Below are 15,829 nucleotides of genomic sequence, written 5' to 3'. Positions count from 1 at the left end.
TGTCCCGTCCAGTGGGTGGCGCGGTCCGCGGCTCGGACCGGGCCTCCTCAGTCACACCTTCTGCAGCAGAGGAAGACCTGTTCCTCGGGCGGGACGTCGGCCACCGCGGGGGCGTACGTGTACGAGGTCTCCTTGACGATCTCGAAGCCCGCCGCCTCGATGACCTTGTGCAGGTCCTCCCGCAGGTAGCCGGAGACCCTGATCGTGTTCCCGAGGAACGGGATCGAGAAGTCGTCCACATCGGCCTCGACCATCGAGAGGACGAACAGGCCCTCGGGAGCGAGCAGATGGCGGACGGTCCGCAGGGCGAGAGGGATCTCCGCGCGCGGCAGCATCAGCAGCGAGAAGAAGGCGGCGACGGCGTCGAAGCGGCCGAGGTCGCGCGGGCCGCCCGGCCGCAGGTCGGCGAGGTCCAGCTGGTGGAACGTCGCGTCCGGGACGTATGCGCTCGCGAGCTTCACCATGCCGCCGGAGAGGTCGACGCCCACGACCTCGAACCCGGCGTCCGTCATCTGGCGCGCGGTCGGCACTCCCGTACCGCAGCCGAGATCCAGGACCCGCGCTCCAGCGGGCAGCGATCCGATGAGCCACTCACCCGCGGCGACTTGGCCCTCCTTGTGGGGAAAGGCCTCGTCGTAGCGGTCACCGATGGCATCGAAAGCCTCGGCCTGGCCGCTGCGATCGAGCCGGATGCTCTCGTAATCAGTCCCGTGATTGCTGTTGATCACGAAAGGAACCTTTCATCGGGCCTGTCGGATTATTCCATAACGCGGACGAAAGTGGCCATGACGGGATCTCCGAGCCTTATCGGTCGCTCAGGAGACGTCAATTCGAGACGATAGTCGTTCGGCGTTCGGCGAGATGCCCAAGTGTCCGAAACTGCTCGGTCCGCGGGAGAGGCCCGGCCCGGGCGCGCCCCCATGACCGGTGCCCGAACTCGCCCTGGCCGCAGGGAGGTTGGCGCATCGGTTCGATGATGAAGAGGCCGGAATCCGTCCGGGCGGCACGGGTGGCCGGAGCGATCCTCCGGGGCAACTCGCAGCCATGATCAGGGAATCGGTGAAGTCGCCGCCCTCTGGATGGAGTTGGAGCCCAGGGCGGTGGTGCGCCCCGCCCGTCCGCTCCGGGTCCGGACGCGACGTACGCGCCAGGAGTACGACGACCACCGCTCCGCCCGCGCGTATCCCCACCCGGTCCTGCCAGGGCAGGCCGGCCCGCCTCGCCGTACCGGAACGCCGCATTCGTGGAAGGATCGTGTTCAGTCCCGGGTCCGAGCGCGGCAGGGGCCGCCACGGTCCGCCCGTCGAAGGCCCCGGGCCTGCGGTACGTGCTCGCGTGGACCCGGAGGTTGCTGTGCCCGTACACCGCGTCGGACTGGTCGTCCACCAGGGGCGGAGCGCGGCCCGCGACGTCGCCCGCGCCGTACACGCCTGGTGCGACGCGCGAGACATCCGGTGCACCGAGATCGACGTCTGGGCCAAGGACCAGCGGCGTCGCGGTGGGCGTGCGGAGGCGGAGGCGGCCGGCAACCCGGACCTCGTCGTCACGCTCGGCGGCGACGGTACCTTCCTGCGCGGTGCCCGGATCGCCGTCAAGAGCGGCGCGAGCGTGCTGGGCGTCGACCTCGGCAAGGTCGGGTTCCTCACCGAGGTACCGGCGGCCGACGTCACGCGGGCGCTGCAGGCGGTCCACGACGGACAGGCCACAGTCGAGCAACGCATGACGCTGACCATGCGCGCCTCCCGGGCCCTGGAGATCCCCGAGGGCATGGAGGCCCTGCTCCAGTACGGACGGGGTGCCGGGCTGCCGCCGCCGCAGGTCAGAGCCGAGACGACGGAGGGGGACGGCTGGGGGGTGGCCCTGGACGTCACGGCTCTGAACGACGTGGTCCTGGAGAAGCTGGCCCGGGACCGCCAGGTCAGCGTCGGCGTCTACCTCGCCGGACAACTGCTCGCCTCCTACTCGGCCGACGCCTTCGCGGTCGCCACCCCCACCGGATCGACCGCCTACAGCTTCGCCGCCGGCGGCCCCGTGCTCTCCCCGCACATGGACGCCGTCGTCTTCACGCCGATCGCGCCGCACATGACCTTCAACCGCAGCGTGGTCGCCGCACCGGACGAGCCCGTCGCCCTGCGCGTGCTGCCCCACTCCGGCCAGGCCGCCGTCAGCATCGACGGCCAACTGCGCGGCGTACTCGACCCCGGAGACTGGATCGGTGTCTTCCGGGCTCCGCAGCGGGTGTGCCTCATCCGGCTGGGGCCCACCGACTTCTACGGCCGGCTGCGCGACCGCTTCCGCCTCACCGACGCTCCCGCCACGGCGGCCGACGGCGAGCCCGCCCCCTTCTTCCGCCCCGACTCCCCGATCCCCCCGGACCTCGCCGAGCTGCGCCTGCCTCCTCCTTCGGCGGCTCGCTGACGGTGCCGGGCCGCACCCCCCGCGGGCCGGCGCCGTTCGCGCCAGGCTGCCGACGCCGGGCGCGGTCGCCGGGGATTCCGGGGATTCCGGGAGAAACTGTCGATCCAGGAGCGTCCCGTTCGACGCATGGGTGAGAACGGAAACCACGGACCCGAGGAGCACCGGTCATGCCCGAGCTGCGCGTACACAACATCACGGTCTCGGTGGACGGCTACGCGGCCGGTCCCCGTCAGCGTCTGGAGCACCCGCTCGGCGAGGGCTTCGAGGGGATGCACGAATGGATGTTCGCCGCCATGCGTGACCTGGCCGACGGGAAGGGGGGAATCGACGTCGAGTACGTGGGGCGCGGTGAGGAGAACATCGGCGCCACGATCATGGGCCGCAATATGTTCGGGCCCCAGCGCGGACCGTGGGAGGACGAGTCGTGGACGGGCTGGTGGGGCCCCAACCCTCCGTACCACAACGACGTGTTCGTGCACACGCACCACCTGCGGCCCTCGGTGGCCATGGAGGGCGGAACGACCTTCCATTTCACCGACGAGCCCCCCGAGACGGTCCTCGCCCGGGCCTTCGAGGCGGCGGCGGGCAAGGACGTCCGGCTCGGCGGGGGACCGGCCACCGTCCAGCAGTATCTGCGCGCCGGGCTGATCGACGAACTGCACCTGGCCATCGTCCCGCGGCTCCTGGGCCGGGGCGAGCGCCTGTTCGACAACCTCGGTGACGGGATCGACGGCTACCGGGTCGCCGAGCTGGTCGGATCGCCGACCGCCACGCACGCCCGGCTGGTCCGTCGCTGACCGCCGCTGACCGTCACGGGGCGCCCCGGGTCCGGCCCGGGTCCCGCCCGTGAACCCGCCCCCGTGCGTCCAGGCTCAGCTCTCCTGCTCGGGGGTGCCCGGTCCGGTCTCCTGTGTCGGGGCGTCCGGTCCGGGGGCGCCCACCCGCAGGCCGTCCATCACCAGGTCGAGCAGGCGCCGGGCGCGCGCCTGCCAGTCCCCGTGGGGGTCGAGCTGCCAGAGTCCGGCGATGGCGAGCAAGAAGTCGTCCGGGGTCACCCCGGGCCGGATCGTGCCCGCGTCCTCGTTGGCCTTCAGCAGGAGCGCGACGGCCGAACTCATCGGCCCGTGTCCCAGCTTCGTGAGCGTGCCCCGCGGTGTGCTGGTGGCCGACCGCAGCGCTTCGGCCAGGCCCGCCTTGGCCATGGCGTACTGCGCGAGACGGTCCATCCACTCCCGCAGCGCCTGATCCGGTGCGCGGGTGGCGAGCAGGTGCGGCGCCGTGTCGGCGACCTGCTGCACCTCGTAGCGGTAGACCTCCAGGACGAGGGCCTCGCGATGGGGGAAGTTGCGGTAGAAGGTCCCCTGTCCGACCCCCGCCTTCTTCGCGATCGCGCTCAGCGGTGTGTCCGCCGAGCGGGTCAGCTCCGCCAGGGCCACGGCCAGGATGCGCTCACGGTTGCGCTGCGCGTCCGAGCGCAGGGGGCCGTCCGGACGTGCGGGCGTGCCCGAGCCCGCCGGTGCGTCCTTGCTGGGGTGCACGCGTACTCCTTCCGGAACGACGGCCGGATTCCTTCCGGGGCCACGGCCGGACCGCCCTTGCTAACCGGACACCTGTCCGCTAGGTTCGTCGATAGTGGACAGCTGTCCGCTTAGAGCCCACTCTAGTGGCTGACCCGCTCCGTGCGGATGGCCGGAACCTGTCGCCGACCGGCATTCTCGCGCACCCGGCGGATTCCGGCCGCGACCTCTCGATTTCTTGTACGCCCTCGACGCTCCCGTACGAGTCCGGTTCTCTCTTCGACGACTTCGACGACTTCGACGCGCACCGCGCAGGTGAGCACGGCACAGGCGACTCGACGCGCACCGCACAGACGCCTCGACGTGCGCCCCACAGGCGACTTCGACGTGCGCCCCACACGCGAAAGAAGGCTGACCATGGCCCCATCGACGGCCCCGACGACGTCCAGCGCCATCACCTTGCACATCAACGGCGAGAAGTACACGCTGCCGGTCGACCACCGCACCACCCTGCTCGACGCACTGCGCGAACGGCTCGATCTCACCGGCACCAAGAAGGGCTGCGACCAGGGTCAATGCGGTGCCTGCACGGTGCTGATCGACGGGCGCCGGGCGGTGTCCTGTCTGCAACTCGCCGTGGCCGCCGAAGGGCGGGCGATCACCACCATCGAAGGCGTGGCGGACGGGGACCGCCTGCATCCGGTGCAACAGGCCTTCCTCGACCTCGACGGCTATCAGTGCGGCTACTGCACCCCGGGGCAGATCTGTTCGGCCCTCGGGGCGCTCGCGGAGCACGCGGCCGGCTGGCCGAGCGCCGTGACCCCCGACGTCCGGCCGGAAGCAGGACCACCGCCCCTCGGCGCCGAGGAGATCCGGGAGCGCATGAGCGGCAACCTCTGCCGCTGCGGCGCCTACGTGTCGATCGTCGAGGCCGTCGCGCGGGCTGCCGAGTCGCGGGTCGAGGGCGCCGTCGAGCCGCAGGCCGAGGTCATCGAGGAGCGCGCCGTATGAGGGAGTTCGGCTATGAGCGCGCCGTCGACGTCTCCGGCGCGGTCGCCCTGCTCGCCGACGACCCCGACGCGCGCTTCCTCGGCGGCGGCACCAATCTCGTCGACCTGATGAAGGCCGGGGTTGAGCGACCGGCCAGGCTGGTGGACGTCCGCGAACTGCCCCTGGACCGGATCGACTTCACTCCGGCGACCGGGCTGCGGATCGGAGCGACCGTCACCAACAGCGACCTCGCGGCCCATCCCGAAGTGCGCCGTCACCACCCGGCGTTGGCGCAGGCCGTGCTGGCGGGCGCCTCGGGGCAGTTGCGCAACATGGCGACGGTCGGCGGGAATCTGCTCCAGCGCACCCGGTGCGGCTACTTCACCGACCTGTCGAAGCCGTGCAACAAGAGGGAACCCGGGAGTGGTTGCCCGGCCGTCGCGGGTGAGCACCACAACCACGCGATCCTCGGCGCCTCCGCACACTGCGTGGCGACCCATCCCTCCGACATGGCGGTCGCGCTCATCGCGTTCGACGCGGTCGTCTCGTACGAAACGGCCTCCGGCACAGGCGAGTTGCCGCTGGCCGACCTCTACCGGCCCGTCGGTGACACCCCGGACCGGGAGACCGCGCTGCCGCCCGGCGCCCTGATCACCGCCGTCACCCTTCCGCCCGCCCCCCTCGCCGCCCGGTCCCGCTACCGGAAGGTGCGCGAGCGCGCCTCGTACGCCTTCGCCATCGGCTCGATCGCCGCCGCGCTCGACGTCCGGGACGGTGTCGTGCACGACGTGCGGCTGGCCTTCGGGGCCGTGGCGTCCCGGCCGTGGCGGGCCCGGGAGGCGGAACGGGCCCTGCTCGGCGGCCCGGTGGGTGCCGAAGCCTTCGCCGCCGCCGCGGACGCCGAACTGGCGGCCGCGGAACCGCTGCCGCACAACGGCTACAAGGTCCAGCTGATGCGGAACCTCGTCGTCGCCGTGCTGTCCGAACTGGCCGAGGAGGCCTCACGATGAGTACCACCACCGACAGCGTGACGGTGACGAAGGCGGTCGGCTCGGCGCGCACACGGGTGGAGGGCGTCGCCAAGGTCACCGGATCGGCACGCTACGCCGGAGAGGTTCCGCACCCCGAACTCGCCCACGGATGGATCGTGTTGTCCACGATCGCGCGCGGCCGCATCCGGTCCGTGGAGGACGCGCCCGTGCTTGCCATGCCCGGAGTGCTCGCCGTCCTGCACCACGGGAACGCGCCCCGGCTGGAGAGCGACTACATGACCCTGTTCGGTCCGCCCGACCCCGGGCTTCAGCTCCTTCAGCACGACCGGGTGCCCTTCGTCGGCCGGCCGGTGGCGCTGGTCGTCGCCGAGACGCCCGAGCAGGCCAGGGAAGCGGCCGAGGCGCTGGTCGTCCGGTACGACGAGGAGCCGCACGATGTCGCGTTCTTCGCCGGGCGCCCCGGGATGTACACACCGGAGAGCGCCGAGGAGGGCAAGGGCGACGCGGCGGCCGAACTCGCCGCGTCCGCGGTCGTGGTGGACGCCCGGTACAGCACCCCCGAAGAGCACCACAACCCGATGGAACCGCACGCCGCGACCGCCCGCTGGGACGGCGGCCGGCTCGATGTGATCGACTCCAACCAGGGCAGCGGGTGGGTGGCGGACGAACTCGCCAAGCTGTTCTCGCTCGACCCGGAGTCGGTGCGGGTGCGGTCCGAGCACATCGGCGGCGGCTTCGGGTCCAAGGGGACCCGGCCGCACGCGGTGCTCGCGGTCATGGCGGCGTCGGTCCTGCGCCGCCCGGTCCGTGTCGTACTGACCCGACGCCAGATGTTCTCGCTCGTCGGCTACCGCAGCCCCACGGCGCAGCGCGTCAGGCTGGGTGCCGACCCCGACGGACGACTGCGCGTGCTCGATCACGAGGCGGAGTGCCTCACCTCGACCGTGCACGAATTCGTCGAGCGCAGCGCCGACTTCGGGCGTCCGCTGTACGACGCTGACGCCCACCGCACCGTGACCCGGGTGGTCGCGCTCGACGTTCCGACCCCGACCTGGATGCGCGCGCCGGGCGAGGCGCCGGGGTCGTTCGCCCTGGAGTCGGCGCTCGACGAACTCGCCGAGAAGTGCGGCGTCGACCCGATCGCCCTGCGTCTGCGCAACGAAGCGGCCGTGGGTCCGCTGTCCGGACTGCCGTTCAGCAGCCGCAATCTCCGTGGCTGCTTCGAGGAGGGCGCCCGCCGGTTCGGCTGGGCGGACCGCGACCCGCGGCCGGGTGTTCGCCGCGAGGGCCGCCGGCTGCTCGGCACCGGCACGGCCGCCGCGGCGTTCCCGACCCTGTCGGCGCCCTCGACGGCGGCCGTGACGGCGGAGGCGGACGGCACGTTCACCGTACGGATCACCGCGATGGACATCGGGACGGGTGCGCGGACCGCGCTGACCCTGGTCGCCGCGGACGCGTTGGAGGTGTCACCGGACCGCGTCCGGATGCGCATCGGGGACAGCGAGTTCGGGTCCGCCATCATCGCCGGTGGCTCGATGGGCACCCGCTCCTGGTCCTGGGCGATCATCGCCGCGGCGCGCGAACTGCGGGACCGGCTGGTGCCGGGCGGGGCCGTCCCGCCCGAGGGGATCACCGTGCGGTCGGACACCTCGGCCGCCGTGGGCGCGCTTCCGAACATGGAACGGCACACCTTCGGGGCCCAGTTCGCCGAGGTGGCGGTCGACGTCACCAGCGGGGAGGTGCGCGTGCGGCGGATGCTCGGCATCTTCTCGGCGGGCCGGATCGTCAACCCGCTGACCGCGCGCGGGCAGTTCATCGGTGGCATGACCTGGGGGCTGTCCATGGCCCTGCACGAGGAGGCGATCCGTGACCAGGCCTCCGGCGGGCATGTCGGCGCCGACCTGGCCGGCTACCACTTCTCCGCGCACGCCGACGTGCCCGCCATCGAGGTGGACTGGCTGGACGACCCCGACCCGCACGACCCGATCGGCATCAAGGGCATCGGCGAGATCGGGGTCGTGGGAGCGGCCGCCGCGATCGCCAACGCGGTCTGGCACGCGACCGGCGTACGCCACCGGACCCTGCCGATCCGGCCCGACCGGGTGCTGACGGCGGGTGCGGGCGGACATGCTTGACATCGCCCGCGAGCTGAACCGGTGGATCGAGGAGGGCCGGGACTTCGCGGTGGCCACGGTGGTCGCTGTCGGGGGCAGCGCGCCGCGCCCGCCCGGCGCCGCGCTCGCGGTGGACGCCGGGGGAGCGGCCGTCGGCTCGGTCTCCGGCGGTTGCGTGGAGGGCGCGGTGTACGAGCTGTGCGTGCGGGCGCTCCAGGACGGCAGGACGGTGCTGGAGCGGTTCGGGTACAGCGACGAGGACGCCTTCGCGGTCGGCCTCACCTGCGGCGGGGTCATCGACGTGCTGGTCACGCCGGTGCGCGCCGGCGCGCCGGTGCTCGCGAAGTGGCCGGCGGCGGTGGTCCGGGGAGACGCGGTCGCGCTCGCCCGGGTGGCCGGGGGTCCGGCCGAACTGCTGGGCGGAGCCATGCTGTTGCGTGCCGACGGGTCGTACGACGGTGATCTGGGCGGCGGTGCGGAGCTGGACCGGAGCGCGGCCCGGGAGGCGCGGGCGATGCTCGACGCGGGGCGCACCGGCACGGTCGAGATCGCGGAGGACGGTTCCCGCTGCCCCGGCGGGGTGACGCTGTTCGTCGAGTCGAGCGTGGCGCCGCCCCGGATGATCGTGTTCGGGGCGGTGGACTTCGCGGCCGCGCTGGTGCGGACGGGCACGTTCCTCGGCTACCACGTGACGGTCTGCGACGCCCGTCCCGTCTTCGCCACGCGCGATCGCTTCCCGGAGGCGGACGAGGTCGTGGTCGACTGGCCGCACCGCTACCTCCGGCGCACCGGGACCGACCACCGCACCGTGGTGTGCGTGCTCACGCACGACGCGAAGTTCGATGTCCCGCTGCTGGAGGTGGCGTTGCGGCTTCCGGTCGCGTTCGTCGGCGCCATGGGCTCGCGCCGCACCCACCGGGACCGCGACCGACGCCTGCGCGAAGTAGGCCTCACCGAGGCTGAGTTGGCCCGGCTGCGGTCCCCGATCGGCCTCGACCTCGGTGCCCGTACTCCCGAAGAGACGGCCCTGTCCATCGCGGCCGAGATCGTCGCGGCCGGGCGAGGCGGAACGGGGATACCGCTGACCGGGTCAGGAACGCCGATCCACCACGACCGGGCGGGAACGACGACGGCGGCGGAGGCCGGCAGTTCCACGAACGTCCGCATCTCCGGGTACACCGGCGTGCAGGCGCGGGCCGGCTCCAGATAGCGGCGGTTCTTCTCGGCGAGCAGGGTGCCGAGCCGGGCCGTCAGACCGTAGCGCTCCTTCCAGAGCGCGATCGTCGCCTGGGTGCTGATGCCGACGTACCGCTCGTGCTCGGCCCAGGTGAAGTCGGTGACGCCGGGAACGTTCCGCGCCGGCGGGAGTCAGCTCTTCGCGGCCCGCCCGATCGACTCCACCAGCGGCAGCAACCGGTGCGGGACGCGCTCGCGCAGTGTCACCTCGGTCCGGGTGCGGACCACACCGGGCAGGCTGATCAGTGCCTGGATCACATCCTCCAGGTGGGCGTTGTCGCGCGCCGCGACCCGGGCGATCAGATCGCCCCCGCCGGTGATCGAGAACGCCTCGATGATCTCCGGTACGGCGGCGAGCGCGTCGCCGACGTCGTCGAGATGGCCCTGCGTGACCTCGATGTGCACGAAGGCGAGCACGGGGTGGCCGAGGGCCGCGGGGGACAGTGACGGCCCCGTCCCGGTGATCACCCCGTCCCTCTCCAGCCGGTCGAGGCGGGCCTGGAGCGTGCCGCGGGCGACGCCGAGAATGCGGGCGTATTCGCGGACGCTGGTGCGCGGCTGCTCCAGGAGCAGCCGCAGGATGCGGGTGTCGAGCTCGTCCACGGCCATGGTCCGTTGGCCTCCCTGTGGCCGATAATGATCAGCTTCAACTGTACCAATGGCCCAGCAGGAATCGTGCCGGTTGAGCCAGTTCCAGGCTGCTGCTTACCTTGTGCGTATTCATGGCGCTGCGCAGCGCCGGACGGCAAGGACGCCGTACCGGACCCGCGGCGCCTTTCGCATGTGCGCTGCGCATGCCGAACCTGATCTGAAGTGCGAAGTGGGGGCGGGCCGCCGACGGTGAAGAAGATGTTCATGGCTCCGGATCCGGGACTGGTCCGGCTGCGGGTCTCGCTCCGGGCGGTCCTCGGTATCGGCCTGGCGGTGACCCTGTGCCAACTGGCCGGGCTCTCGCTCCCCGCGTCGATCACCGGCGGGCTCGCGGCGCTCCTCGCCCTGTTCACCGTCGGCGACCCGACGGTGCGCGGCCAGGCGGGAACCACCGCGCTGCTGCCGGTGGTCGGCTTCCCGGTCCTCGCGGCCGCGACGGCCCTGCACGGGGTGCCGACACTGCGGGACGCGACCTGGCTCGCCGTCGTCTTCTGCGGGGTGTACGCCCGCCGCTTCGGCCCGCGCGGGCACGCGCTCGGCATCTTCGCGTTCATGATGTTCTTCACCACCCAGTTCCTGCACGCCGTGCCCGGCCAGCTCGCGCAGTTGTACGCCGCCGTCGCGCTGTCGCTCGCGGCGTCCTCGGTGGTGCGCTTCGGTGCCTGGTGCATCGAGCGGCGCAGCCCCCTGCCCGCGGCGCCGCTGCCGCTGGACGGACGCGGGCTGGCGCGCCCCGCCACCCGCCAGGCCTTCCAGGCGACCGCGGCGTGCGCCTTCGCGCTCACCGCGGGCCAGCTGCTCTCGCACGACCGCTGGTACTGGGCCGTCGGCACCGCGTGGTGGATCTTCGTGAACACGGCCTCGCGCGGCGAGACGCTCGTCCGCGGATTCCGGCGCGTGGTCGGCACGGTCACCGGGATCGTCGCCGGGCTGCTGATCGCCGTACCGCTGCACGGCGCCCCGGCGCCCACCGCCGCCCTCGTCGCGGTGTGTGTCTTCGGGATCTTCTACACGGCCGCGCCCTCGTACAGCTGGATGATGTTCTTCGTCACCGTCATGGCGGGCTCGCTCTACGGGCTGCTCGGCGTGCTGCACCCCGGACTGCTGGCCCTCCGGCTCGCCGAGACCGGCGTCGGCGCGCTCGGTGCCGCGCTCGCCGTCGCGCTGGTCCTGCCCATCACCACTCACACGGTCACCGACCGGTGGATCGAGCGCGCCCTGCACGCGGTGCACGGCTGCACCGCGGCGGCGGCCCGGCGCCTCGCGGGCGACGCCCAGGCGGACCCGGCGCCGCGCGCGGGGGAGCTCGAAGCACTTCTGGGGCGCGTACGGATGGCTCTCGCGCCCCTGGTGCATCCGCTCAACCCGATGCGGGAACGCAAGGCGAGGGCCCGCGCGATCCTCGCCCTGCTCGACGACTGCGCGCGCGAGGTACGGGGTCTCGCCGCTGTCGCCGCCGACCCGGAGGCCTCGCACGACGCTCGCCTCACGGCGGCCTGCGGACGCGTCGAGACGGCGATGGAGTCCCTGGTCGGCGCCGTACCGGGAGGCGCCCTGACCGCCCACCACGGCGCCCCGGGCCACCACCCCGGTGCCGAGCAGGCGCTCGTCCACCTGCACGGTCTGGAACAGGCGCTCGTCGAACTGGCGACACCGCTGCGCGGCTCGCAGGTCATCGCCGCCTGAGGTCCCTCGGGCCGCTTCCCGAGGCGCCGGGCCGCCGTCCGTTCCGCTCCACGGCATTCCTGTGTCTGTGGACACAGACGCCCGGAATGAGGCAGATTTACCGGCCATCTACAGGGTGGATCACCGCACCCGCCGGGTAACTCCGCGGCTATCGGACGCACGGACTCCGCGGACCCGGGCGGGAGCGGCCCGCGGGCGGAACTCTTGGGGGCGGCACCATGCGCGATTTCCCGCGCAGAACCACGGAAGAGCGCACCACCGACACCGCGGACCTGGCGTGCCCGGCCCCCGGAGGCGCCGGTCCGGGCGGCTGGCTGGACCGGATACGGCACGGTGACGAGTACGACGGCGAAGATCCTGAACGGTGGCCCGGACGCCCGCTGGAGGGCCTCGCGACGACGCCCGCCGCCGACGGCCCGGCAAACGCCCGCGAAGCTCGTGACGGCCGCCGTACGGACGCCACGGAGCCTCACGACCCGTACGCGCCCGACGCCCCGGCCGACCGTTGCGGGGACCCTGGGCGGTCCCGTGCCCTGCACGAGATCCCGGAGGCCCGGGCGGACGACGTGTCCCTGCCCGCGCCTCCGGCCGACGCCCGCCTCGGGGAGGCCGCCGCGGCGCTCCGCGCCCTCTCCGCGCAGGTCGACGCCCTGGCACGGTTACGGCCCGACCGGGGCGCCACCCCGATCCCGGGGCTCCGGGGGCGGCTGACCGCCGGGGGAGCCGCGGCCGAGGCCCTGACCCGGCCCGCCCCGGACACCGGCCGGAACGGGCCGGACCCGCGGGCCGGCACCCGACGGACCGGTCCCGCCCGGAACGCACCGGGCTCGGCCCCGCTCCCGCCCCCACGCGCTCCGGAAGCGAGCCCCCGCGACCTCCCCGGCGCCGCCGCCGAGTTCATCACGCTCCACCACATCGAGGAGCGCCTGGGGAATCCGGCCCGGCGGATCGCCGCCGTCCGCGCGGAGATCGCGGACACGGGCACGTACCGGCACACCACGCGGGAGCTCGTCTTCGGCGCGCGGGTCGCCTGGCGCAACGCCAACCGCTGTATCGGCCGGCTGTACTGGCACTCGCTGAGCGTGCGCGACCGCCGGGACGTGCGGGACGCGGAGGAGGTCGCCGAGGCGTCCGCGGACCACTTGCGGGAGGCCACGCGCGACGGCCGTATCCGGGCGCTCATCACGGTCTTCGCGCCGGACACGCCGCAGCGCCCCGGCCCCAGGATCTGGAACGAACAGCTCATCCGGTACGCGGGCTACGCACGCCCCGACGGCGGTGTGACCGGCGACCCGCGCAACGTCGGCCTCACCGCGGCCGCCCGCGGGCTCGGGTGGCCCGGCGGCCCCGGAACACCCTTCGACGTGCTGCCGCTGGTGATCGAGGACGCAGGCGCCGGGCCGCGCTGGTTCGCGCTGCCCGAGGACGCGGTGCTCGAAGTCGAGCTCACGCACCCCGAGCACCCCTGGTGGCACGCGCTCGGGCTGCGCTGGCACGCGGTTCCCGCGCTCGCCAACATGTGCCTGGAGATCGGCGGCGTCTGCTACCCGGCCGCGCCCTTCAACGGCTGGTACATGGGCACGGAGATCGGCGCCCGCAACCTCGCCGACACCGACCGCTACGACCTCCTGCCGTTCATCGCCGAACGCCTCGGGCTCGACACCAGCACCGACCGCTCCCTGTGGAAGGACCGCGCCCTCGTCGAGCTCAACCGCTCCGTCCTGCACTCCTTCGACCGCGCGGGCGTCACCGTCACCGACCATCACACCGAGTCCCGGCGCTTCCTGACGCACCTGGGACGTGAGGAGCGCAAGGGCCGCCCGGTGGGCGCCGACTGGTCCTGGATCGTGCCCCCGATCTCCGGCAGCGCCACGCCGGTCTTCCACCGCACCTTCGAGACCCTCGAACGGACTCCGGCATACGTCCACCACCCGGAGGCCCTCGACCGGGCGCGGGGCGTGGCACCGAGACCCGCCGATCCGGCCGCCCCGCCACCCCGGTCTGGTCTGGTCTAGACCGCAGCTCCCCGACTGCTACCGTCGCCCCCGAGGACGCGGGACCGAGAGGGGACAGCAGTGACAGACGGCGGCAGGACGCAACAGCGGGCGTTCATCGGCTCGTTCACGGCGGCGGGAGGCCTCGGCGTCCTCACCGCGGCGATGGATCCGGGCAGCGGCGCGCTCACCGTCCTGAGCGCGGTCGACGGCGTCCCCGACCCCTCGTACCTCGCGCTGTCGCCCGCACGCGACGTCCTGTACGCGGTCAGCGAGACGGCCGAAGGCGCGGTGGCCGCCTACCGCGTGCACGCCGACAAGCCGGAGCTGACCGGTCCGCCGATCCGGACCGGCGGCAGCGGCCCCACTCACCTCAGCGTCTTCGACGGACACGTCCTGACCGCCAACTACGGCTCCGGCAGCGTCACCGCCGTGCCGATCCGTCCCGGCGGCGGACTGGCGGGCGCCGCCTCCAGCGTGCTCCAACACACCGGCTCCGGCCCCTACACGCCGCGGCAACAGGGCCCGCACGCTCACCAGGTGCAGCCCGACCCCACCGGCCGCTGGGCGGTGAGTGTCGACCTCGGCACGGACTCCGTCCGGGTGTGCGCCCTGGTCGGCGGAACGCTCACCCTGCACCGCGAGATCGCCCTGCGCCCCGGCTCCGGGCCGCGCCATCTCGTCTTCCACCCGCGCGGCGAGCACGCCTACGTCCTCAACGAACTCGCCCCGACCGTCACCGTCTGCCGCTGGGACGCCGCCGAGGGCTCGCTGCGGCCCGTCGGAGAGACGCCGGTGCTGTCCGGTGTCCCGGACGGCGACGCGTACCCCTCGGGCATCGTCGTCTCGCCCGACGGCCGCTTCGTGTGGACCGCCACCCGGGGTCAGGACGTCGTCTCCGTGCTCACGCCCGACGCGGTGGGCGAGGGGCTCAAGCTCGTCGCCACGGTGCCCTGCGGCGGCGTCTGGCCCCGTGCGCTGGCCCTCGACCCCTCGGGCCGCTTCCTGTACGCGGCGAACGAGCGCTCCGGCGACGTGACCTGGTTCACCGTCGACCCGGACACGGGCGTGCCGCGCCGCGGCGGCTCGGTCCAGGCACCCGCGGCGTCCTGCGTGATCTTCGGCTGACCCGGCCGGGACGTTCGCGCGCGGTGCGCCCCGCGCGCCGCGCGTCCACGGGAAAGGGCCCCCTCCTGCCACAGGAGCGGGGCCCTTTTTTCGATGTGCGGGTTGTACGGGTCCTGCGGGTGTACCGGCCGACTAGAAGGCCGGTGCCCCCTGGGTCTGCGGCGGGGCGATGCCCAGCGCCGACGTGTACTGGGCGAGCGCGAGCTTGCCGATCGCCGGGTACGGGCCGAGAGCCTCGGCGGCGCTGCAGCCGGCTTCCTTGGCGGCCGCGTCGAGCAGACGCGCGTCGAGCTCCGGACCGATCAGGTACGGGGCGAGCGCGAGGTTCTGCGAACCCGAGCCGCGCAGCTGCTCGGCGATGGCCGCGATCGAGCCCTCCGCGTCGAGCGCCGCCGCCATGACCGGCACGGCGAGCCGCGCGGCGAGCAGCATGCCGGTGATCCCGGCCGCCTGCACGGCCTCCTCGCCGCCGACGGTGGCGAGCACGATGCCGTCCGCGGCGGTCGCCACGGTGAACAGCCGGGCGCGGTCCGCGCGGGCCAGACCGGCCTCGGACAGGCGCACGTGCAGGGCCTCGGCGAGCAGCGGGTGCGGGCCGAGCACATCGGTCAGTTCGGCCGCGACGCGGCTCTCCATGACCGCCTGGCGGACCCGGCGCAGCAGCGCGTTGTCCGGACCGGCGAGCAGCGGGACAACGATGCCGACCGGGCCGTCGGGCTCGGTCACGTCGGAACCGGCGGCGCGGGCCTGCTCGAAGCGCGCGGTGCGCTCCTCGGCGGCGTGGGTCAGCACGGACTGCAGCGTGGGGAACTCGGCGTCCCCGTCCAGGTACCCGATGCGGGCGTCGAGGCCGGGGAGCTCGGAGCGCGCGATGCTCACGACCTCCTCGGCGAGGCTGCGCGTTGCGGCGCTGGGAGTGCCCGGCACCGCGAGGACGAGTGCGGGCGCGCCCTCGGGAGCCGCCAGGGGTTCCGGACGGCGGTGCCGCCCGGGCTGGCGGGGTCGCGGCATTCGTACTGGCAGGCCGGACGCGGGCCCAGTGGGGGAGCTCATGGCGCCGCATGTTACTGGCTTCCTGGGCTCCCCTGTTCGGGGAGGGTGCA

The 15,829-nt window shown here is 73.4% G+C and carries 13 protein-coding genes; 9 read left to right on the top strand and 4 right to left on the bottom strand.

The window, feature by feature from the left end:
- Positions 1–47 precede the first annotated feature (47 nt).
- Entirely contained in the window at positions 48–728 is a 681-nt protein-coding gene (locus ACFWBT_RS00835; RefSeq protein ID WP_385694147.1) for a class I SAM-dependent DNA methyltransferase, read from the bottom strand.
- 625 nt (positions 729–1,353) lie between these two features.
- On the opposite strand from ACFWBT_RS00835, the gene ACFWBT_RS00830 reads away from it, so the two are divergent.
- Both ACFWBT_RS00830 and ACFWBT_RS00825 read left to right on the top strand, forming a co-directional pair.
- Entirely contained in the window at positions 1,354–2,418 is a 1,065-nt protein-coding gene (locus ACFWBT_RS00830) for an NAD(+)/NADH kinase (protein WP_385694144.1), read from the top strand.
- 167 nt (positions 2,419–2,585) lie between these two features.
- The gene (locus ACFWBT_RS00825) at positions 2,586–3,215 is read left to right on the top strand and encodes a dihydrofolate reductase family protein (protein ID WP_385694142.1); all 630 of its coding nucleotides are present in this window, start codon (positions 2,586–2,588) and stop codon (positions 3,213–3,215) included.
- A 75-nt stretch (positions 3,216–3,290) separates the two neighbouring features.
- Here the strand turns inward: ACFWBT_RS00825 and ACFWBT_RS00820 are convergent, their stop codons facing one another.
- Positions 3,291–3,956 carry a TetR/AcrR family transcriptional regulator gene (locus ACFWBT_RS00820; protein ID WP_385694139.1) on the bottom strand — a complete coding sequence of 222 codons (666 nt, stop codon included), beginning with the start codon at positions 3,954–3,956 and terminating at the stop codon, positions 3,291–3,293.
- A 396-nt stretch (positions 3,957–4,352) separates the two neighbouring features.
- Here ACFWBT_RS00820 and ACFWBT_RS00815 point away from each other — a divergent pair, with 396 nt between their 5' ends.
- Genes ACFWBT_RS00815 through ACFWBT_RS00800 form a run of 4 tightly spaced genes read left to right on the top strand, consistent with a single transcriptional unit; the run spans position 4,353 to position 9,241 of the window.
- A complete protein-coding gene (locus tag ACFWBT_RS00815) occupies positions 4,353–4,946 on the top strand; it encodes a (2Fe-2S)-binding protein (protein ID WP_385694137.1) in 594 nt (197 codons plus the stop codon).
- Positions 4,943–5,935: an FAD binding domain-containing protein gene (locus ACFWBT_RS00810; protein WP_385694134.1), complete on the top strand. Its 993-nt coding sequence runs from the start codon at positions 4,943–4,945 to the stop codon at positions 5,933–5,935. Before ACFWBT_RS00815 ends, ACFWBT_RS00810 begins: the two co-directional genes overlap by 4 nt.
- A complete protein-coding gene (locus ACFWBT_RS00805) occupies positions 5,932–8,052 on the top strand; it encodes a xanthine dehydrogenase family protein molybdopterin-binding subunit (protein WP_385694133.1) in 2,121 nt (706 codons plus the stop codon). Before ACFWBT_RS00810 ends, ACFWBT_RS00805 begins: the two co-directional genes overlap by 4 nt.
- Positions 8,045–9,241, top strand: a complete 1,197-nt coding sequence (locus ACFWBT_RS00800) for an XdhC family protein (RefSeq protein ID WP_385694131.1) — start codon at positions 8,045–8,047, stop codon at positions 9,239–9,241. The genes ACFWBT_RS00805 and ACFWBT_RS00800 overlap by 8 nt, the downstream gene beginning before the upstream one ends.
- Positions 9,242–9,399: 158 nt before the next feature.
- Here the strand turns inward: ACFWBT_RS00800 and ACFWBT_RS00795 are convergent, their stop codons facing one another.
- A complete protein-coding gene (locus ACFWBT_RS00795; RefSeq protein WP_356748406.1) occupies positions 9,400–9,876 on the bottom strand; it encodes an Lrp/AsnC family transcriptional regulator in 477 nt (158 codons plus the stop codon).
- A gap of 240 nt (positions 9,877–10,116) precedes the next feature.
- Between ACFWBT_RS00795 and ACFWBT_RS00790 the strand changes: the two genes are divergently transcribed.
- The 3 genes from ACFWBT_RS00790 (at position 10,117) to ACFWBT_RS00780 (ending at position 14,726) form a co-directional block, all read left to right on the top strand.
- Positions 10,117–11,604, top strand: a complete 1,488-nt coding sequence (locus tag ACFWBT_RS00790; RefSeq protein WP_385694128.1) for an FUSC family protein — start codon at positions 10,117–10,119, stop codon at positions 11,602–11,604.
- A gap of 899 nt (positions 11,605–12,503) precedes the next feature.
- Positions 12,504–13,619 carry a nitric oxide synthase oxygenase gene (locus ACFWBT_RS00785; RefSeq protein WP_385694324.1) on the top strand — a complete coding sequence of 372 codons (1,116 nt, stop codon included), beginning with the start codon at positions 12,504–12,506 and terminating at the stop codon, positions 13,617–13,619.
- Between the two features lie 60 nt (positions 13,620–13,679).
- Positions 13,680–14,726 (top strand): lactonase family protein, encoded by a 1,047-nt coding sequence (locus ACFWBT_RS00780; RefSeq protein ID WP_385694126.1) that lies wholly within the window; start codon positions 13,680–13,682, stop codon positions 14,724–14,726.
- Positions 14,727–14,858: 132 nt separating this feature from the next.
- Here ACFWBT_RS00780 and ACFWBT_RS00775 read toward each other — a convergent pair whose 3' ends face one another.
- Positions 14,859–15,779, bottom strand: coding sequence for a sirohydrochlorin chelatase (locus ACFWBT_RS00775; protein ID WP_385694124.1), 921 nt, complete (start codon positions 15,777–15,779; stop codon positions 14,859–14,861).
- Positions 15,780–15,829: the final 50 nt, after the last annotated feature.

It is taken from the genome of Streptomyces sp. NPDC060027, assembly GCF_042737005.1.
Lineage (GTDB): Bacteria > Actinomycetota > Actinomycetes > Streptomycetales > Streptomycetaceae > Streptomyces.
The sequence above is the reverse complement of the archived record's forward strand: the minus strand, read 5'-3'. Positions and strand labels throughout refer to the sequence as shown.

Excerpts from the sequence above, each read along its gene's own strand:
- ACFWBT_RS00825 (WP_385694142.1), top strand. The coding sequence starts at position 2,586 with ATGCCCGAGCTGCGCGTACACAACATCACGGTCTCGGTGGACGGCTAC.
- ACFWBT_RS00815 (WP_385694137.1), top strand. The coding sequence starts at position 4,353 with ATGGCCCCATCGACGGCCCCGACGACGTCCAGCGCCATCACCTTGCAC.
- ACFWBT_RS00810 (WP_385694134.1), top strand. The coding sequence starts at position 4,943 with ATGAGGGAGTTCGGCTATGAGCGCGCCGTCGACGTCTCCGGCGCGGTC.
- ACFWBT_RS00805 (WP_385694133.1), top strand. The coding sequence starts at position 5,932 with ATGAGTACCACCACCGACAGCGTGACGGTGACGAAGGCGGTCGGCTCG.
- ACFWBT_RS00800 (WP_385694131.1), top strand. The coding sequence starts at position 8,045 with ATGCTTGACATCGCCCGCGAGCTGAACCGGTGGATCGAGGAGGGCCGG.
- ACFWBT_RS00795 (WP_356748406.1), bottom strand. The coding sequence starts at position 9,876 with ATGGCCGTGGACGAGCTCGACACCCGCATCCTGCGGCTGCTCCTGGAG.
- ACFWBT_RS00790 (WP_385694128.1), top strand. The coding sequence starts at position 10,117 with ATGTTCATGGCTCCGGATCCGGGACTGGTCCGGCTGCGGGTCTCGCTC.
- ACFWBT_RS00775 (WP_385694124.1), bottom strand. The coding sequence starts at position 15,779 with ATGAGCTCCCCCACTGGGCCCGCGTCCGGCCTGCCAGTACGAATGCCG.